The organism is Cellulosimicrobium cellulans (assembly GCF_024124905.1).
Lineage (GTDB): Bacteria > Actinomycetota > Actinomycetes > Actinomycetales > Cellulomonadaceae > Cellulosimicrobium > Cellulosimicrobium cellulans_G.
On the sequence record NZ_JAMXST010000003.1, the window covers coordinates 354,853 to 373,594 of the forward strand.

Here is an 18,742-nt window from a genome sequence, read left to right on the forward strand (position 1 = left end):
GTCCGGACCTCTGACGCCGCCCGGGTGACCAGCGTCTGTGGGTGCCGAGCCGTACGGTCCGGGCCATGGATCGAGAGACCTTCTGGGAGATCGTCGACGCCGCGCGCGACCGGGCGGGCGCGGGTGCCGACGACCGCGGCGCGGAGGACGACCCGCTGCCCGGCGCCCTGACCGACCTCCTCGTCGAGCGGCTCACCGCGGACGAGATGCTGGCGTTCGTCGACGTGGCGGGAGACGTGTCCGACGACGCGTACGCGTGGCCGCTGTGGGGTGCCGCGTACCTCGTCGAGGGCGGGTGCAGCGACGACGGCTTCATGGACTTCCGCGACGGGCTCGTCCTCGCCGGCCGGGCGACCTTCGAGCGCGCCGTGGCGGACCCGGACTCCCTCGCGGACCACCCCGTGGTCGCCGCCATGTCGCGCGGCGGGTCCGCCTGGTTCGGGTACGAGTCGCTGGACTCGCTCGTCGGCGACGCGTGGTCGCGCGCGACCGGCGAGGACGACGAGGCGTACTACGCGGCGCGCGAGCGGACGTCGTCGGGGCCGGCGCGCAGCGAGCCCGCCGGCGAGCAGTGGGACTTCGACGACGACGAGGAGAACGCGCGCCGCCTCCCGCGGCTCACCGCGCTGTTCGCGGTGTGAGACCGCTCCGCGTCGACCGACAGCGCTGACCCGACGTCACACGCGCCAGGCGAACAGCCCCGCCGGGTCGTAGGCCGACCGCACCGACGCGAGGCGCGCCGCCGTCTCCGGCGACCACGCCCGCGCGAGCGTCTCGTCCGTCCACGGGCCGGGCAGGAAGTTGATGTTGGTCTCCGTCGCGGCCCACGGCTGGGACCACTGCGCGAACGACGCCGCGGCCTCGATCATGTCCGGCACGCGCGGGGGGTTCACGCCGACCAGGCTGAGCAGGAACCCGGCCGTCCGCCCGCCCGCGGCGGACCCGCCGTCGACGTCGCGCGCGCCGGCCGCGCCGAGGTGCCGCAGCTCGGCCGCCACGAACGGCGAGCCGCTGCCGGGCCCGAGGTCCGCGAGGAACCGGTCGAGGAACGCCGCGTCCACCTCGCGCAGGCCGGCGCCGTAGACCCACGACGGGCCGGCGTCCTCGGGGTCGTCGTGGATCGTCGCGACGGCGGTCGTCGGGATCTCCCCGACCGCGTCGGCCATGACCGGGGCGAGAGCCCGCAGCGGCGCAGCCAGGCGCTCGCCCTCCGCGGCGTCGCCCGGGTAGGCGAAGCGGAGGGCGAGGACCGTGCGGCCGCGCAGGTGCTCGGGGATGAACGGCAGGTCCGGGAGGGCGAGCACCGCGACGGAGGTCGTGACGTCGTCGGGCGCGGTCGCGGTCCAGTCGACCCAGCCGCGCAGCACGTCCTCGACGTGCGGGGCGTCGAACGTGAGCGCCCCCGCGTACAGGGTGCGCAGCGGCGCGAGCCCGACGTCGACGCGCGTCACCACGCCGAGGCCGCCCTTGCCGCCGCGCAGCGCCCAGAAGAGGTCCGGCTCGGAGTCCGGGCTCGCCTCGACGACCGAGCCGTCGGCCAGCACGACCCGGAACCCGCGGACCCAGTCCGTCGTGAGCCCGTGGCTGCGCGTCAGCGGGCCGAACCCGCCGCCGAGCGTGTACCCGACCACGCCGACCCCCGTGGACGACCCCGTGACGGGGAGCAGCCCGTGCTCCGCCGCGGCCTCGACCACCGTCTTCCAGCGGGTGCCCGCGGCGATGCGCGCGACGCGGGTCTCCGGGTCGATCTCGACGCCCGCGAGGTCGCTCGTGCCGAGGACGAGGCCGTCCGCGACGGGCGAGGACGCGCCGTGGCCCGTCGCGTGGGCGCGCACGCGCAGCCCGTGGTGGGACGCGAACCGGACCGCCTCCACGACGTCGGCCTCGGTGGCGGCCAGCACCGCGAGGTCGGGGTCGTGCGTGACGAGCGTGCTGTGGGAGGCGACGGCCTCCGCGGCCGTCGGGCCGCCGTCGGGCAGGTCGCCCCGGGCGAGCACGCGACCCGTGACGCGGTCGCGCAGCGCGGCGACGTCGGTGGGCGGAAGAGTGGTGGCAGTGGTGGTCATGGTGGTCCCCTTCGTCGCGGTGTGCGCGTCTCGACGCTAGGTGCGGTCACCCACACGACGACGCGCGAGCACGGTGTGTGACACGTGCCCCGACGGGTAGGGAGGGCGCCGCGTCAGGTTCGTGGCGCCCCCGGCAGCGGCAGCCAGTCGAGGACGTCCTGGATCGTGCGGTCCCAGAAGCCCCACTCGTGGGTCCCGGGCGAGAACTCCGACCGCAGCGCCACGCCGGACTCATCGGCCACGCGCTCGAACGCCCTGTTGCCGTCGACGAGGAAGTCCTCCGTCCCGCACGCGAGGAACAGGTCGGGGAGGTCCGCCGTCCGGCCCTCGGCGGCAGCCCGGCGCAGCAGCGCGAGCAGGTCGTCGTCGGAGCCCGCGATCTCCCGGTCGCCGAACACGCGCTCGATGTCGGGCAGGCGGCGCTCCCGGTACGACTCGTCGGCGAGGTCGAGCACCCCGGACAGGCTCGCCGCCGCCGCGAACCGCTCGGGGTGCCGCAGCGCCCAGCGGAACGCCCCGTACCCGCCCATCGACAGGCCCGCGACGAACGTGTCCTCGCGCCGCGACGACACCCGGAAGAACTGGTCGACCAGGCTCGGCAGCTCCTCCGACAGGAACGTCCAGTACCGGTGCCCGTGCACCTCGTCGGCGTAGAAGCTGCGCTCCACGCGCGGCATGACGACGGCCAGCCCCCGGTCGGCGACGTACCGCTCGATCGACGTCCGGCGCGTCCAGATCGTCTCGTCGTCGCTCATGCCGTGGAGCAGGTAGAGCACCGGCGCGCCCTCGGCGCGGGCGCTCGCGGACCCGGCCATGCCGATCTGGGTCGCCGTGGCCTGCGGGAGCACGACGGTCATCGTCGTGCTCACCTCGAGCACGTCGGAGTAGAAGGAGCAGCGGACGAGGGCCACGGGTCGCCTCCCGGCGGGTCGGATGTGCCGACGGGGCGCCCGACGGCGCCCCCAGTCTGCCCGCTGTGAGCCATCGCACGGGCCGCACGCTCCGCTCCGGCGATGGATGAGGCTAGCCTTACCTTGCTCAGTTGCCGCGCCGGCGGCGCCACCGTCCCTTGGGAGAGATCCATGCGTCGTCCGACGTCCTCCGCCTCGCGCCGCACCACCGCGGCTGCCCTCCTCGCGCTCGGCGCGCTCGTGCTCGCCGGGTGCTCCGCGGGCGCCGACGACGGCGCCGCCGACGACACGAGCACGACCCCGGCCGCGGGCGGCGCCTTCCCGGTGACGATCGAGAGCGCCCTGGGCGACGCCGTGATCCCCGAGCAGCCGGAGCGGGTCGTGACCTGGGGCTGGTCGACGCAGGACGCGGTCCTCGCGCTCGGGGTCGTGCCCGTCGCGATGCCGCGCAACGACTACGGCGGCGGCGAGACCGGGATCCTGCCGTGGGACGAGGACGCGATCGAGGAGCTCGGCGGCGAGACCCCGACCCTGCTCTCCGGCTCCGACACGGGCGAGGTCCCGTTCGAGGAGATCGCCGCGGCGCAGCCCGACGTCATCCTCGCGCCCTACTCCGGCATCACGCAGGAGGAGTTCGACCGGCTGTCCGAGGTCGCGCCCGTCGTCGCGTACCCGGACCAGCCGTGGGCGCTGCCGTGGCAGGACCAGCTCGAGATCGTCGGGACGGCGCTCGGCAAGAGCGACGAGGCGGCGGCGCTCCAGTCGGAGACCGACGCGTACGTCACCGCGCTCGCCGACGAGCACCCGGAGCTCGACGGCACGACGTTCGTCTACGCGTCGGCCAACACCCCGGGCACGCTCAACGTCTTCCGGGCGGACGACCCGCGCGTCGACCTGCTCGAGGACATGGGCATGACGCTCAGCCCGAGCGTCGCCGAGCTCGACGCCTCGCCCGACGACGGCACGTACTTCTACGGGCTCAGCGAGGAGCGACTCGGCGAGATCGACACCGACGTGCTCGTCATGTACTTCGGCTCCCAGGACGAGGTCGACGCGTTCACGGCGCTGCCGTCCGTCGGCGCGATGGAGACGGTGCAGCAGGGCCGGTTCGCCCCGATCGTCGGCGAGTCGTTCGTCATGGCGAGCAGCGCCCCGACCGTGCTCTCCATTCCGTGGATGCTCGACCAGTACGTCCCGCAGCTCGCCGAGGCGGCCGCCGCGTCGAAGTGAGCCGTGCGGCCGCGTCGTGCGCGACGCGGCCGCGGCGGCGGGATCAGCCGCCCAGGGCGTCCAGCAGGCGCCGGACCGACGTCCCGAGGCCCCACCGCTCCGTGAGCTCGGCGAGCGCGTCGGGGTCCGCGGGGGCGGTCGGGAGCGCGTCGAGGACCTCCCCGACGGGGGCGTCCGGCGCGACGCGCACGACGAGCGGCGCGACCTCCAGGTAGGAGGCCGCCTCGGTGAGGCGACGGCGCTGGGTCGGCGTCAGGCCGGGGTCGCCCGCCTCGCGCGCCGCGAGCACGCCCGCGAGGTCGCCGAACCTCGCGAGCAGCGCGACCGCCGTCTTCTCCCCGATGCCGGGGACGCCGGGCAGGCCGTCGCTCGGGTCGCCGCGGAGCACCGCCATGTCCGCGTACGCCGCCCCCGTCGGGATCCCGTACCGCTCCGCGAGCCGCGCCTGGTCGACGACGTCGAGGTTCTTCACGCCCTTGGTCGGGTAGAGGACGCGGACACCCGCTTCGTCGTCGACGAGCTGGAACAGGTCGCGGTCCCCGGTGACGACCTCGACGGCGGCCCGGCCCGACGCGTCCGGCGCGGCGCCCTCGGCCGCGCGCCGCGCGACCTCGCGCGCGGTGAGCGTGCCGATGACGTCGTCGGCCTCGTACCCCGCCGCGCCGACGCGGGCGATCCCCAGCGCCGCGAGCACGTCGACGATCACCGGGATCTGCGCGACGAGCTTCTCCGGGACCTCCTCGACGCCCGTGGTCCCGGGCACCTTCTCGGCGACCCGGTGCGCCTTGTACGACGGGATGGCCTCGACGCGGAACGCCGGGCGCCAGTCCACGTCCCAGCACGCCACGAGGCGCGACGGGCGGCGGTCCGTGACGAGCGTCGCGATCATGTCGAGCAGGCCGCGCACCGCGTTGACCGGCGTGCCGTCCGGGGCCTTGATCGAGTCGGGGACCCCGAAGAACGCGCGGAAGTACAGGCTCGCCGTGTCGAGCAGCATGAGCTCGCCGCCCGCCGTCGCGGGGGTGCTCGAGGGGGCGCCGTCGTCCGTGCTCTGCGTCATGCCGCCATCCTGCCGCACGGCCCCGACACGGGGCCCGCCGTGCCGCCGCGCGCCGCTGCCCTCGCCGTCGGACGGCGCGCGCGGTTCACTGGTGCCGTCGACCGCTACACGGAGGTGAGCGTCATGTCCACGACGGCACGACGAGGAGCCGGCGCGGCTCTCGCCATCGCGGTGATCCTGCTCCTCGGGGCCTGCGCCGCCGGGCCGAACGTCGCCGCGAGCCCCGGCGGCTACGGGTTCTGGTGGGGTCTGTGGCAGGGGATGATCCTGCCGTTCACGTTCATCGTGTCCCTCTTCACCGACACGGTGAGCATCTACGAGGTCGACAACAACGGGAACTGGTACGACGTCGGGTTCATGCTCGGCATCGCGCTGTTCTCCGGGCCGGTGATCGCGCTGCGCGGGCGTCGGTAGGCGGCCCGGGGCTCAGCGCTGCGCCGGTGCCGTCGTGCGTCCGACGCGACCCGAGACGAGGAAGACCGCCAGGATCGCGACGGCGATGAAGATGATGTTGAAGGTCCCGGCGAACGCGTTGAGCGCGTCGGACCCGGCGTTCGTCCCGTGCGTGTCGACACCGCCCGTCGCGAGGATCGTCGTCGGGTCGGTCGCCGCGTGCAGGAGGATGGCGGGGACGATGCTGCCCGTGACGCGCATCGAGAGGTACATCATGGTGCCGAACCCGAACGCGTAGACCACCGTCGTGCCCACGGTCAGGAGGTTCTGCCCCGAGACCAGGTTCGACGCGTGCAGGAAGCCGAAGAGGATCGACGACAGCACCATCACGGCCTTCTCGCCGTACCCCGCGCGGCGGAGCATCGTGACGGCGACGCCGCGCGTCAGGACCTCCTCGGCGAACCCGATGCACAGGCCGAGCGCGAAGACGGTGAGGATCACCGTGACGTCGTACGACGACCAGCTCGTCGCGACGAGGTGCAGCACGACCGGTACGAGGACGAGGACGACGGCGACCCACATCCACGGCCGCCCCGCGATCGGTTGCGGACCGAACACCTCGCGCCGCCAGCGCATCGTGGACAGGAAGGCGACGAGCAGCAGGCTCATGACGAGGATCGGCAGCAGCAGCCCGAAGAACACGGTTCCGGACGAGTCGAGGAGCTCCTCGCCGCTGTCCGGGCCCAGCCCGCTGACGCCGACGAGCCATCCGAGCCCGAGGTACACCGCGATGTAGAGGACCGCGAAGAGGAAGGCCCGCCACCAGCCGCCCTGGTCCCAGAACCGCTGCCAGCCCGACCGCGGGGTGGCCTGCTCGATCGATCCCGTCACCTCGGTCATGGGTGCTCCTCGTCCGTCGTCGTACGGCCGCCGGCGCCGGCCGATCGGTGCGAACGGCGCGACCGACAGGAGCGAGCGTAGGGACGGAGCCCGCAGGGCGCGCGGCGAACCGCCCCGTCAGCGAGCGGTGGTGTCGGTGAGGGCGGCCGCGAGCCGGTCGAGCGCGCCCGGGACGAGCGAGTAGTACGCCCAGCGGCCGCGCTGCTCGCGGGTGAGCAGACCGGCGTCGACCAGGATCTTGAGGTGGTGGCTGACGGTGGGCTGGGAGAGGCCGACCGGCTCGGTGAGGTCGCACACGCACGCCTCGCTGCCGTCCTGCGCGGCGACGATCGCCAGGAGCTGGACCCGGGTGGGGTCCGCGAGGGCCTTGAAGGTGCGGGCGAGCTCGCGCGCGGCCTCGGGGTCGACGGCCTGGGTGACGGGTCCGCAGCAGCCAGCGCCGTCGCCGACCGGGGTGAGGGTCAGTTCGGTCGTCGTCATGCCCACCATCGTCGCACAGATTGACAACCTTCGATACGTCATCCACGATGCTCATATCGACAACCTTCAATGCGAGGAGTGGTGATGGTCGAGGTGGTGCGGGACGAGCTCCCGGTCGTGGTGATCGGGGCAGGTCCGGTGGGTCTGGCGGCGGCGGCCCACCTGCTGGAGCGCGGGCTCGAGCCGGTGGTGCTGGAGGCCGGGGACGGCCCCGGCGCCGCGGTGGCGTCGTGGGGCCACGTGCGGCTGTTCTCGCCGTGGCGGTACGACGTCGACCCGGCGGCTCGGCGGTTGCTCGGACCGACGGGATGGGTCGAGCCGGACCCCGACGCCCTGCCGACCGGCGCGGAGCTCGTCCACCGGTACCTCGCGCCGCTCGCCGCGACGCCTCAGATCGCGCCGCGCCTGCGCACGGGCACGCGGGTGCTCGCGGTCGCACGCGACGGGGCGGACAAGACGCGCTCGCTCGGCCGGGACCGCCGCGCCTACCGCGTGCGGACCATCGGTGCCGACGGCGTGGTGCGCGACGTGCTGGCCCGCGCCGTGGTCGACGCGTCGGGCACGTTCTCGACGTCGAACCCGCTGGGGGCCTCGGGCCTGCCCGCCGTGGGCGAGGCGGAGTCGGCGGCGTTCGTGACCGGTCCGCTGCCCGACGTGCTCGGCGTCCAGCGGGACCGGTTCGCCGGCCGCGACACGCTCGTCGTCGGGATGGGGCACTCCGCGGCGAACACGCTCCTGAGCCTCGTCGAGCTGTCCGAGTCCGAGCCGGGCACCACGATCACGTGGGCGATCCGCGGCGGGTCGGCGCGGCGCCTGTTCGGCGGCGGCTCCGACGACGAGCTCCCCGCGCGCGGCCTGCTCGGGACGCGCCTGCGGGCCGCCGTGGAGGAGGGGCGGCTGACGCTGCTCACGCGCGTCTCGATCGACCGGCTCGTGCCGGGCGTCGGGACCGTCCAGGTGCTGGGGACTGCGCGGGACGGGGCGCTGAACCTCGAGGTGCACCAGATCGTCGACGCGACGGGCTTCCGCCCGGACCTCGACATGCTGCGCGAGGTGCGCCTCGACCTGGACCCGGTCGTGGAGGCGCCCGCCGCGCTCGCCCCGCTCATCGACCCGAACCAGCACTCCTGCGGCACCGTGCCCCCGCACGGGGAGAAGGTGCTCGCCCACCCGGACGACGGGTTCTACCTCGCCGGCATGAAGTCCTACGGGCGCGCGCCGACGTTCCTCCTCGCCACAGGCTACGAGCAGGTCCGTTCGATCGCCGCGGCGCTGGCCGGGGACCGGACCGCGGCGGACGCGGTCGAGCTGAATCTGCCCGCGACGGGTGTCTGCTCGAGCGACCTGGCGCTGGAGGACGACGGCGCGAGCGCGGGCGGGTCGTGCTGCGGCACCGCGCCGGCCGCGCCGCAGCTCGTGACCCTCGGTGTCGGGGCACCCGCCGGAGTCGGGTTCGCGACCGGCGTCGCGCACGGCCGCTCGGGCGACACGGAGCTCGGCTGAGCGCCCGGCCGCGCGTCGGGGTCCGGAGGACCGCCGCGCGGCCGGCTCCTCAGCCGCGCGGCAGGGCGACCGGGGTGACGCCGAGCTCGTCGAGGAGAGTCAGCACGCGGGTGCGGATCTCGTCGCGGATGGGGCGCACGGCGTCGATGCCCTGCCCGGCGGGGTCCTCCAGCGCCCAGTCCTCGTACCGCTTGCCGGGGAAGATCGGGCACGCGTCCCCGCAGCCCATGGTGATGACGACGTCGGACGCCTGGACCGCCTCGGTCGTGAGGACCTTGGGCTGCTCGGCGCGCAGGTCGATGCCCTCCTCGAGCATCGCCTCGACGGCGACGGGGTTGATCCGGTCGGCCGGGGCCGACCCGGCGGAGCGGACCTCGACGGCCCCGCCGGACAGGGCCCGCAGGTATCCCGCCGCCATCTGGGACCGGCCGGCATTGTGGACGCACACGAACAGGGCGGACGGCGTGGGCGGGGTGCTCTCGGTCATAGTGGTCTCCCGGGTGGTGACGGTCAGGCGATGGTCAGGGTCAGGTCGGGCAGCAGGTCGGCCAGCAGGCGTCGCACCCGCTGGTCGAGGTCGTCTCGGATCGCGGCGACCCCGGCGGGGGACGCCAGGGCGGGGTCGCCGACGAGCCAGTCCTCGTACCGCGTGCCGGGCAGGACGGGGCACACGTCGCCGCATCCCATCGTGACGACGACGTCCGCGACGCGGACGGCGTCGTCGGTCAACGGCTTGGGGAACGCGTCGTCCGCGGTGATGCCGAGCGCGGTCAGGCTCGCGCGCACGCCGTCGTGGATGTCGGCCGCCGGCGCGGACCCCGCGGAGCGGACGACGACCCGGTCGCCGGCGTAGTGGCGCAGCAGGGCAGCGGCGAGCTGGGAGCGCCCGGCGTTGGCGACGCAGACGAACAGGACGTGCGGCCGCGCGTCGTCGGCGCGGGTCAGGTCGCTCAGCCGCTGCCGGGCGAACCGTCCCGTGAGGGGCACCAGATGGGCCGAGACCTTCGCGGACCGGGCCAGGTCGGTGTACGACTCGCGGACCACGCGCTGCACGACGTCGAACCGGACGTCGGCGAAGGCGCCGGCCAGGTCCTCGACCAGGTGGTCGAGGGCGGCGTCGACGTCGTCGAGGCCCGTGAGTGCGGTCGCGGCGCGCGTCGCGCCGAGCGCCGCCGGGGCGAAGGAGTCCAGCAGCGTCGTGACGGCCGCCCGGTACCCCGGCGCGATGCGGTACCAGACCCAGGTGCCGCGGCGCTCGGAGGTGAGCACCCCCACGTCGCGCAGCACCTTCAGGTGGTGCGACACGGTCGGCTGCGAGACGTCCGTGAGTGCGGCGAGGTCGCACACGCACGCCTCGCCCGTGGCAGAGGTCGCGACGAAGGAGAGCATGCGCAGCCGCAGCGGCTCGGCGAGGGCCTTGAGCGTCGTGGCGACGGCGCCCGCGACCTCGGTCCCGATCGCGTACGCCTCGACCTGCGGCGCGCAGTCGGCGTCCGCGACGGCCGGCGGCAGGGGGGTGGTCATGACCTCACCTCGTCCAGCTCGGGTGCTCGGGTCGGGGGTGCGGAGGGGTCGACGGCGTACCAGCGGCGCGCGACCCACAGCGAGACGTAGACGAGACCCACCAGGACGGGGACCTCGATGAGGGGGCCCACGACCCCGGCCAGCGCCTGGCCGGAGGTCGCACCGAACGTCGCGATCGCCACGGCGATCGCGAGCTCGAAGTTGTTGCCCGCCGCGGTGAACGCCAGGGTCGTGGTACGGGCGTACCCCAGTCCCAGCGTCTTGCCGACGACGACGCCGACGCCCCACATGGCCGCGAAGTACACCAGCAGCGGCAGTGCGATCCGCGCGACGTCGAGCGGGCGCGAGGTGACGGCCTCGCCCTGGAGGGCGAACAGCAGCACGATCGTGAAGAGCAGCCCGTACAGCGCCCACGGGCCGACGACGGGGAGGAACCGGTCCTCGTACCAGGCCCGCCCCCTGGCGCGCTCCCCGACCAGGCGTGAGGCGAACCCGGCGGCCAGCGGGACGCCGAGGAAGACGAGGACGTTGAGCGCGATCTGCCCCACGGACACGTCCAGACCGTGGGCGTCGAGGCCCAGCCACCCGGGCAGCACCGTGAGGTAGAAGTAGCCGAGCAGGGAGAAGGCGACGACCTGGAACACGGAGTTGATCGCGACCAGCACCGCCGCGGCCTCCCTGTCCCCGCACGCGAGGTCGTTCCAGATCACGACCATGGCGATGCACCGGGCCAGGCCCACGATGATCAGCCCGGTGCGGTACTCGGGCAGGTCGGGCAGGAACGCCCATGCGAGGGCGAACATCAGCGCCGGGCCCACCAGCCAGTTCAGCACCAGCGAGCTCACCAGGAGCTTCTTGTCGCCGGTGACGGCACCCACGCGGTCGTACCGGACCTTGGCCAGCACCGGGTACATCATCACGAGCAGGCCGAGGGCGATCGGGACGGAGATCCCGCCGACCTCCAGCGCGGCGAGCACGTCGGAAAGGGCAGGGACGAACCGGCCCAGGGTCAGCCCGGCAACCATCGCCAGCCCGATCCACAGCGGCAGCCACCGGTCCAGCGTGGACAACCGGCCGCGCGTGGGCGCCGTGGGATCGCTCGCGCGAGGCTCTTGAATTGACATTTGTCGATATTGACACCGGCCAATATAGGCGCGCAAGTCCCGGGTCGGGGTGCCGCGGAACGACGGCAGGGATCACGCGGATCACGTGATGGCGCCGGGAGCGCACGCCGGTTCTGATGGTTGGTGACGGATGCCGACGGTCGGCGCAAGGGAGGACAGCATGAGTATCGACGTCCGGCCCGGGTACAACACCGCGATCCCGGCCCAGATCACCACGCCGGACCGGGTGGCGACGAGCATCGGCGAGCTGCGGTTCGTCGACGGCGTCCCCACGCCCGAGACGGCGACCCGGGTCTTCGACCACCTCGACCTGGTGCGGGGTGTCGAGGCGTTCCTCGGCTGCATCCCGGCCGCCTCGTTGGAGGCGATCCGACGGGGGATCGCGGAGGTCGCGGGGGACGCGTGCCACCAGGGCGCGATCGCCGACCGACTGCTCGACTCCGACCCGCTCTTCCTTACCGGCAACACCGACACGGTGTACGCGATCGTCGTGCTCGACGTCGAGCGCGACGGCCCGACGGTCATCGAGGTGCCGCCGGGGTGCGGTCCCGGCACGGTCGACGACGCGTGGTTCCGGTTCGTGGTGGACCTCGGCGCGCCCGGCCCGGACCGGGGCGCCGGCGGCACGTACCTGATCGTGCCGCCGGACTACGACGGCGCGCGGCCCGAGGGCTGGTTCGTCGCTGAGACGCCGAGCGCGGTGAACCTCGTCATCCTGCGCGGGTTCCTCGTCGACGGGCGGCCTGACGCCGCGGTGCGACTGTTCGAGTCGGGCGTCAGGGTCTACCCGCTGTCGCGGCGGGACGATCCGCCGGCGATGGAGTGGGCGTCGTTGTCGGGCGTCACGGTGAACACGGTCCATGCGAACGACTTCTCGTTCTACGAGGAGGTCGCCCACGTGGTGGCCAAGGAGCCGATCGGGGTCGTCGACCCGGAGACGCGCGGGCTGCTCGCCTCGATCGGCATCACCAAGGATGCGCCGTTCGCGCCGGACGACCGGATGCGCCGCATCCTCACCGACGCAGCGGCGGTGGGAAACACCACGGCGCGCGCCATGGCGTTCCGGTCCCGGGAGCGCGCGTTCTTCCTCTACGAGGACCGCCGCTGGCTGAGCCCGTTCCCGGGCGGCGACTACCGGTTCCTGCGTGACGGCGGTGCCGGCGGCCGCTACCTCGACGCCCGCACCACCTTCTTCTACCTCGCGACGGTGAACACTCCCGCGATGGCGCTGAAGATGGTCGGCAAGGGGTCGCAGTACGCGCTGGCCACCGTGGACGTGGACGACGCGCCCCTCGACGGTGGGAGGGCGTACCGCCTCCGGCTCCCGGCCGACGTGCCGGCCGCGGACTTCTGGTCGGTCGTGGTGTACGACCCTCAGACCCGCTCGGAGCTGCAGACGGGCCAGCCGCTGCCGAGCCGGAACAGCAGGCGCGACGACCTCGTCCACAACGACGACGGCTCGGTGGACATCGTCTTCGGCCCCGAGGAGCCGCGCGAGCTCGCCGCGAACTGGGTCCAGACCGTGCCGGGCAAGGGGTGGTTCGTCCTGCTGCGCCTCTACGGCCCCCTCGAGAGCTGGTTCGACGGCACCTGGCGCCCCGGCGACGTCGAACCGCTGAGCGTCCCCTGACGCCGACGTCTCGACCAGCAATCCGCTTGAACCAGCCAGGTCCGGGGCGGGAGGCTCGTGCCATGGTCGACCTCCCGCTCCGCCCGGCCCGCCCCGACGACACCGGCGCGCTGGTGGACGTGTGGCGCCGTGCCGTCGAGGCCACGCACGACTTCCTTAACCCGGACGACGTGCGTGAGCTGGAGGTCGGCGTGCGCGACGAGTACCTCGCCGCCGTCGACGTGACCGTCGCGGAGCGCGACGGCCGGGTGGCGGGGTTCGTCGGGACGGTGGGGCACCGCGTCGAGATGCTGTTCGTCGACCCGGACCTCCACGGCCAGGGGATCGGGCGCGCGCTGCTGGCCCACGCCGGGCGGGACCACCCCGTGCTCGAGCTGGACGTCAACGAGCAGAACCCGGCCGCGCTCGGTTTCTACCGCGCACAGGGCTTCGAGGTCACGGGGCGGTCCGCGACCGACGGCCAGGGTCGCCCGTTCCCGCTGCTGCACCTGCGTCGCGAGTACTGACCGCGGTCATCGACCGATGAGCGGGCGCGCCCGCGCCGGTCGACCCTGGGGAGAGCGGGCCGTCCGGCCCGCACGACCCCAGGAGGCGACATGCTCGGCAAGGCGTTCAGCGGGTTCTCGGTCGACGACGTCGAGGCGGCGCGGCACTTCTACGGCGACCTGCTCGGGCTCACGGTCGAGGGCGACGACCTGCTGTGGATCCGGGTGCCCGGCGACTCCGGCGTGCTCGTCTACCCCAAGGGCGACGCGCACGAGCCCGCGTCGTTCACCGTCCTCAACTTCCCGGTCGACGACGTCCCCGGGACCGTCGCGGCCCTGCGCGAGCGCGGCGTCGCGTTCGAGCGGTACGCGGGCACGCCGGTCGAGACCGACGACGACTTCGTCTTCCGCGGCGGCGGCCCGCTCATCGCGTGGTTCACCGACCCCGCCGGCAACGTGCTGTCCGTCATCCAGGACGACGACGCCTGACCGCGCCGGGCCTCCGCACCACGGCGCCGGCTCCGAACCACTGCTCTGCCTCGCGCGACCGCGGTTCTATCTCGGTTGGCCCAGGCCCTCCTCGCGCGCGCGGACGATCGCGGCGGAACGGTCGCGGACGGCGAGCTTGGCGAGCACGTTGGCGACGTGGTTGCGGACGGTCTTGGGGCTGAGCACCAGGCGGCGCGAGATGGAGGCGTTGTCGAGCCCCGCGGCGACCAGGTCGAGCACCTCGCGCTCGCGGTCCGTGAGCTGCGGGAACGGCACGCGCGCCGCCGCGCGCCCCCCGACGACGTACGCCATCGCCCGGTCGGCGACCGAGGGGGAGAGGATCATCGCGCCGTCGGCCACCGCGTGGACGGCGCGCTCGACCTCGGCGGGGCTCGCGGACTTGACCAGGAAGCCGCGCGCCCCGGCGCGGACGGCCGCGACGACGGCGTCGTCGTCCTCGTGCATGGTCACGACGAGCACGCGCGCGGCCGGGTCGGCGCGCACGAGGTCGCGCGTCACGTCCACGCCCGAGCCGTCGCCGAGGTCGAGGTCCATGAGCACGACGTCGGCGCTCGCCCCCGTCCCGCCCGGGTCGAGGCCGAGCAGCGCGCGCGCCTCGGCGGCGGACGCCGCCTGCCCGACGACGCGCACGCCGTCGAACGAGTCGAGCAGCGCCGCCATCCCGAGCCGGAACACGGGGTGGTCGTCCACGACCGCCACCCGGATCACGACGCGTCCTCGCGCGCGAGCGCCCCGGCCGGGACGAGCGGGAGGGTGGCGCGCACGCGCGTGCCCGGGCGCGCGCCGTCGGGCCGTACGGCGGAGACGTCGAGGCGCCCGCCGAGCTCGTCCGCGCGCTCGCGCAGCGACCGCGAGCCGACGCCGCGGGTCGCGTCGGGAGCGATCCCGCCCCCGTCGTCCTCGCACGTGACGAGGAGGCAGCGGTCGCCGAGCCGGACGGTCAGCCGGCACTCGTCGGCGCCGGAGTGCCGCGCGGCGTTCACGACGCTCTCGCTCGCGATCGCGTAGGCGGCCGCGGCGACCCGTGGGTCGAGGCCGTCGCACGGGTCGCACCGCACGTCCACGACGAACCCGGCGAGCGCCTGGCGGCCCGCGAGCTCCCCGAGCGCGACCTCGAGCCCGTGCTCGTCGAGCGACGGCGGCAGGAGGCTGCGCGAGAGGGTGCGGACGTCCTCGACGCGCTGGGCCACCTCGGCGCCGAGGGCGTCGAGCACGGCGGCTGCGGCAGCGGGGTCCGTCTCGAGCGTGTTCCGGGCTCCCTGCAGCCCCAGGCGCAGGCCCACGAGCCACGGCCCGACGCCGTCGTGCAGCTCCCGGCGGATGACCCGCCGCTCCGCGAGGCGGGCGCGCGTCGTCGCGTCGCGCGCCTCCTCGAGCTCGCGCGCGCCCTGGGCGAGCGCGAGGCCCGCACCGAGCACGGGCAGGAGCTGGTCCAGCGCGTCGCGGGTCCGGGCGTCGAGCCGCTCGCCCGCCCGCGCGACGACGTGGACCCGGCCGAGCACGCGACCGCCGTGCACCACGGGGAGCGAGGCCGTCTGCCCGGTCGGCCGCGACGTCGGCCCGACCCAGGCGGTGGCGGGCGGGTCCTCGGGGGTGCCGGACGCCGTCGGGCGGTCCGGGGTGCGCTCGATCGTCACGCTCTCCAGGCGCAGCGCCTCGCGCACGCCCACCGCGAGGCTCACGACGAGGTCGTCGGCGGTCGACGCCGACGACAGGTGGCGGCCGACGCTCAGCGCGGCACGGCCCGGGTCGTTGCCCTCGCCGTAGACGAGCGTGCGGACCCGGTGCCGCAGCCAGGTGTGCAGGGGCTGGACGGCGAGCGCGACCCCGACCGCCGCGACGACCTGCGCGGCGGGGCCGTCGACGACCGTCGTCGCGAGCACGACGACGACCGCGTAGACGACCGCGAGGCCGACGGCCAGCATCGCGGCGACGGTCGCTCGTGAGAGCACGAGGTCGATGCCCCACAGCCGGTTGCGCAGCACGCACACGAGGATGGCCGCGGGGAACAGCGCCTGGCACGCGAGGTGCGTGAGGGGGAGCGCGAGGATGACGTCGGCGCTCGCCCAGGTTCCGAGCAGCGGGAGGAACGACAGCGCCATGAGCGCGGTCCCGAGCGCGAGCAGGCCCAGGCCGCGGCGCTCCTCGACCGGTCCGCGGCGCCAGCGCCACGCGGTGGCGGCGGCGGTGACGAGCCCCATGACGACGACGCCGACGATCGCCGGGCGCGGGTCGTCCGCGGGGGCGAGGAAGAAGAAGGCGATGGACGCGACACCGCCCGCGACGCCGCACCACGCGCCCGCGCCGAGCCGCCCGCCCCGCACGAACCACGGGACGAGGACGAACAGCCCGACCGTCCCGGGGACCCAGGCCCACCCGTAGGCGTCGGCGAGCGGCGTGAGCGGCGGCAGGCCGGGGTGGGTCGAGGCGTAGCTGCGCCACGCGCCGCCCAGGGCCGCGATCCCGCCGCCGATCCCGGCGAGCGCGACGAGCCAGCCGACGACGTGCGGCCGACGCACGAGGATCACCGCGGCGACGGTCCCGTAGACGAGGGCGACCGTCGCGTCGACGACGACGAACAGCAGGTCGCCCAGCAGCAGCGGCACCCCGGACGTGAGCTGGAGCGCGAGCGCGGACACGCCGAGCACCCAGGCGAGGACGCCGATCGTCCAGCCCGTGCGGGGCATCCCGGCGCGGCCGGGCCCGGGGTCGGCCACGGGCCCACGGTAGGGCCGGGGCACGCGCGGCGAGAAGGGCCCGGGCGGGAGATCACCCGGCCGCGGCCGACGACGAGATCGGCGGTCCCTGCCCAGGTCGGCGGTCCGGACCGCCGACCTCGACCGGACGTGCCGATCTCGCCGCGTGCTGCCGATCTCGCGGGTCGCGCTCAGCGCCGGTCCCCGAGGGCGAAGCCGAGCGCGGTGACGAGGAGCCAGATCGGCCCGACGAAGCCCGCCATGTACTGCAGCGGCGACAGGCCCGCGAGGAGCGCGATCCCGCCCAGCACGAACCCGACGACGCCGATCCAGCGCGGTGCCGCCGCGTGCCGCAGCGCGGCGACGCCGAGCGCGACGCCCGCGACGCCGGCACCGACCCACAGCCACGGGATCGTCGCGACCCAGTCGCTGTAGAACGCGCCCGACTCGGGGACGATGAGCGCGGTGTCGCCGAGGCCGAAGAGGAACTGCGTGTCCAGGCCCGAGCCGAGCAGCCCCGCGACCGAGACGAGCACGAGCCCCCAGCCCGCGACGGTCGGCAGGAGCGAGCCGGCGGGCGCCTGCGCGTCGAGCCGCCGCTTGAGGCCCGCCGCGAACACGAGCACGAGGAGCGCGCACGCGATCGTCGCCGTGTGGAAGAGGATCTGGGTCCCCGTGCGGCCCGCGAGGTCGGCGACGATCGCGTCGGCGTCGCCGGCGGTCTCCTCCCAGTTCACGCCGAGCGCCATCGAGGACTGGATCGAGACGAGCCCCAGGACCCCGGCGACGACGCCGGTCCAGGCCCACGCGCGGGGCGCCGTGCCGCGCGAGCGGCGGGTCGGGTCGCCGGCGAGCGGCGACGGGGCGGTGAGCGAGCTGTCCTGCATGGGACGACCTTCCGTCAGGGCCGCCTGTCCCGCGGCCGGGGCCCGCCACGTGCTGCGACGGTCCCCGCAGCGTCGACCGGGCGGCATCCCGGGCCCCAGGGGCAGGCGTCCCGACCTGCCGGGCGGATCCGGGCGGCTCCAGTGGCACCCTGCGGAAGGCGACCGTAGCGTCGGGTCGCCCGGTGAGCCGGTCACCGGCCCGAGCGCGGGAGGCGGGGATGACGGTGCCCTCGGACAGCGACCGACGCGGGGCGGTCACCGACCCGACCACGACGACGGCTCCCGCTCCGCCGGGGCGTGTGCTCCGGCTGCTCGTCCCCGCCGCGCAGCGGCGGCCGCTCGTCGACGTCGCCGACCGGCTCGACCTCGACGTCGGCGACGTGCGGGCCAAGCGGTCCGCGTTCTGGGCCATGCTCGTGCTCTCCGGCGTGATCGCCGTCGCGGGCGTCGTCACCGACTCCACGGCGACCGTCATCGGCGCGATGATCATCGCCCCGCTGTCGACGCCGATCCTCGGGATCGGGCTGGGCGTCGTCGCCGGCGAGCCGGGCACGATCGGGCGGTCCGTGGCGTACGTCGTCGGCGGCCTCGCCCTCGTCGTCGCGATCGGGATGGTCGCGACGCTGGTGCTCCCCGCGACCACCGACGTGCTGTCGAACTCTCAGGTGACGGGCCGGACGTCGCCCGGCGTGGGCGACCTGGCAGCCGCCTTCGCCACCGGGTTCGCGGGAGCGATCGCGCTCGCCCGTCGCGACCTCGGCGACGTGCTGCCCGGCATCGCCATCGCGATCTCCCTCGTCCCGCCGCTCGGGGTCGTCGGGGTCTGCCTGGGGGAGGGGCAGCCGTCGCTCGCCGCGGGCGCGCTGCTGCTCTTCGTCTCGAACGCCGTCGCGCTCGTCGTGGCCGCGACCGTCGTCTTCTCCGGCGCCGGCTACCTGCGGGAGGCGCGCGCCGCGCGGCAGGGCGCACCCGCCCCGCGGCGCCGGGTCGCGACGGTCGTCGCGCTCGTCGCGGTCCTCGTCGTCGCCGTCCCCATGGTGGCGAACACCGTGCAGGCGGCGCTCGCGGACCTCTGGCTCGGCCAGACGCGCGCCGCCGCGGAGGACTGGCTGTCCGGGACGGACGACGCGTCCGTCGACGCCGTGCGGTGGGAGGGGCAGGACCTCGTCGTCGAGGTGCGCAGCCCGGGGGACCTGCCCGACGTCGCGATCCTGCAGGAGCAGGTGGACGAGCTCGTCCCGTGGGACCCGCAGGTCGTCGTCGTCCACACCGTCGGAGAGCGCGTCGACCCCGCGGGCTGAGGTCCCCTCGCACCCCCGATCGGGCCCCCGCGGTCGCGGCCC

Annotated in this window: 19 protein-coding genes; 8 read left to right on the forward strand and 11 right to left on the reverse strand. The window is 74.8% G+C overall.

From position 1 onward, the window contains the following. Positions 1-65: 65 nt before the first annotated feature. Entirely contained in the window at positions 66-641 is a 576-nt protein-coding gene (locus NHH00_RS10335) for a DUF4240 domain-containing protein (RefSeq protein ID WP_253051783.1), read from the forward strand. Between the two features lie 36 nt (positions 642-677). On the opposite strand, the gene NHH00_RS10340 is transcribed toward NHH00_RS10335, so the two are convergent. Together NHH00_RS10340 and NHH00_RS10345 are read right to left on the reverse strand one after the other, a co-directional pair. Beyond that, positions 678-2,066, reverse strand: coding sequence for an FAD-binding oxidoreductase (locus tag NHH00_RS10340; RefSeq protein WP_253051785.1), 1,389 nt, complete (start codon positions 2,064-2,066; stop codon positions 678-680). A 113-nt stretch (positions 2,067-2,179) separates the two neighbouring features. After that, positions 2,180-2,977, reverse strand: coding sequence for an alpha/beta hydrolase (locus tag NHH00_RS10345; protein WP_253051787.1), 798 nt, complete (start codon positions 2,975-2,977; stop codon positions 2,180-2,182). Positions 2,978-3,148: 171 nt separating this feature from the next. Here NHH00_RS10345 and NHH00_RS10350 point away from each other — a divergent pair, with 171 nt between their 5' ends. Next, a complete protein-coding gene (locus tag NHH00_RS10350) occupies positions 3,149-4,207 on the forward strand; it encodes an iron-siderophore ABC transporter substrate-binding protein (protein WP_253051789.1) in 1,059 nt (352 codons plus the stop codon). Between the two features lie 43 nt (positions 4,208-4,250). Here the strand turns inward: NHH00_RS10350 and NHH00_RS10355 are convergent, their stop codons facing one another. Next, positions 4,251-5,267 carry a 5'-3' exonuclease gene (locus tag NHH00_RS10355; protein WP_253051791.1) on the reverse strand — a complete coding sequence of 339 codons (1,017 nt, stop codon included), beginning with the start codon at positions 5,265-5,267 and terminating at the stop codon, positions 4,251-4,253. A gap of 123 nt (positions 5,268-5,390) precedes the next feature. Here NHH00_RS10355 and NHH00_RS10360 point away from each other — a divergent pair, with 123 nt between their 5' ends. Further along, positions 5,391-5,681 carry a hypothetical protein gene (locus NHH00_RS10360; protein ID WP_115943461.1) on the forward strand — a complete coding sequence of 97 codons (291 nt, stop codon included), beginning with the start codon at positions 5,391-5,393 and terminating at the stop codon, positions 5,679-5,681. 12 nt (positions 5,682-5,693) lie between these two features. Here NHH00_RS10360 and NHH00_RS10365 read toward each other — a convergent pair whose 3' ends face one another. Continuing rightward, on the reverse strand, positions 5,694-6,560 hold the full coding sequence (locus NHH00_RS10365) for a CPBP family intramembrane glutamic endopeptidase (protein WP_253051793.1): 867 nt from the start codon (positions 6,558-6,560) through the stop codon (positions 5,694-5,696). 117 nt (positions 6,561-6,677) lie between these two features. After that, positions 6,678-7,040, reverse strand: a complete 363-nt coding sequence (locus tag NHH00_RS10370) for an ArsR/SmtB family transcription factor (protein WP_253051795.1) — start codon at positions 7,038-7,040, stop codon at positions 6,678-6,680. Positions 7,041-7,124: 84 nt separating this feature from the next. On the opposite strand from NHH00_RS10370, the gene NHH00_RS10375 reads away from it, so the two are divergent. Further along, a complete protein-coding gene (locus tag NHH00_RS10375; RefSeq protein WP_253051797.1) occupies positions 7,125-8,543 on the forward strand; it encodes an FAD-dependent oxidoreductase in 1,419 nt (472 codons plus the stop codon). A 49-nt stretch (positions 8,544-8,592) separates the two neighbouring features. On the opposite strand, the gene NHH00_RS10380 is transcribed toward NHH00_RS10375, so the two are convergent. Genes NHH00_RS10380 through arsB form a run of 3 tightly spaced genes read right to left on the reverse strand, consistent with a single transcriptional unit; the run spans position 8,593 to position 11,191 of the window. Continuing rightward, a complete protein-coding gene (locus NHH00_RS10380; RefSeq protein ID WP_253051799.1) occupies positions 8,593-9,030 on the reverse strand; it encodes an arsenate reductase ArsC in 438 nt (145 codons plus the stop codon). Positions 9,031-9,053: 23 nt separating this feature from the next. Next, the gene (locus NHH00_RS10385; protein ID WP_253051802.1) at positions 9,054-10,067 is read right to left on the reverse strand and encodes a metalloregulator ArsR/SmtB family transcription factor; all 1,014 of its coding nucleotides are present in this window, start codon (positions 10,065-10,067) and stop codon (positions 9,054-9,056) included. Beyond that, positions 10,064-11,191 (reverse strand): ACR3 family arsenite efflux transporter, encoded by a 1,128-nt coding sequence (gene arsB, locus NHH00_RS10390; RefSeq protein ID WP_253051804.1) that lies wholly within the window; start codon positions 11,189-11,191, stop codon positions 10,064-10,066. The genes NHH00_RS10385 and arsB overlap by 4 nt, the downstream gene beginning before the upstream one ends. 160 nt (positions 11,192-11,351) lie before the next feature. Between arsB and NHH00_RS10395 the strand changes: the two genes are divergently transcribed. The 3 genes from NHH00_RS10395 (at position 11,352) to NHH00_RS10405 (ending at position 13,795) form a co-directional block, all read left to right on the forward strand. Continuing rightward, complete coding sequence (locus tag NHH00_RS10395) at positions 11,352-12,821, forward strand: DUF1254 domain-containing protein (RefSeq protein ID WP_253051806.1); 1,470 nt, start codon at positions 11,352-11,354, stop codon at positions 12,819-12,821. A 62-nt stretch (positions 12,822-12,883) separates the two neighbouring features. Beyond that, on the forward strand, positions 12,884-13,327 hold the full coding sequence (locus tag NHH00_RS10400) for an acetyltransferase (protein WP_253051808.1): 444 nt from the start codon (positions 12,884-12,886) through the stop codon (positions 13,325-13,327). Between the two features lie 90 nt (positions 13,328-13,417). Then, the gene (locus NHH00_RS10405; RefSeq protein WP_253051810.1) at positions 13,418-13,795 is read left to right on the forward strand and encodes a VOC family protein; all 378 of its coding nucleotides are present in this window, start codon (positions 13,418-13,420) and stop codon (positions 13,793-13,795) included. 66 nt (positions 13,796-13,861) lie between these two features. On the opposite strand, the gene NHH00_RS21040 is transcribed toward NHH00_RS10405, so the two are convergent. From NHH00_RS21040 to NHH00_RS10420, 3 genes are all read right to left on the reverse strand, one after another. Then, positions 13,862-14,524, reverse strand: a complete 663-nt coding sequence (locus NHH00_RS21040) for a response regulator (protein WP_253051812.1) — start codon at positions 14,522-14,524, stop codon at positions 13,862-13,864. Next, positions 14,521-16,533: a sensor histidine kinase gene (locus tag NHH00_RS10415; RefSeq protein WP_253051814.1), complete on the reverse strand. Its 2,013-nt coding sequence runs from the start codon at positions 16,531-16,533 to the stop codon at positions 14,521-14,523. Before NHH00_RS10415 ends, NHH00_RS21040 begins: the two co-directional genes overlap by 4 nt. Positions 16,534-16,703: 170 nt before the next feature. Further along, complete coding sequence (locus NHH00_RS10420; protein WP_253051816.1) at positions 16,704-17,399, reverse strand: hypothetical protein; 696 nt, start codon at positions 17,397-17,399, stop codon at positions 16,704-16,706. A 218-nt stretch (positions 17,400-17,617) separates the two neighbouring features. On the opposite strand from NHH00_RS10420, the gene NHH00_RS10425 reads away from it, so the two are divergent. Then, a complete protein-coding gene (locus tag NHH00_RS10425; protein ID WP_253051818.1) occupies positions 17,618-18,700 on the forward strand; it encodes a DUF389 domain-containing protein in 1,083 nt (360 codons plus the stop codon). The last annotated feature ends 42 nt before the right edge of the window (positions 18,701-18,742 follow it).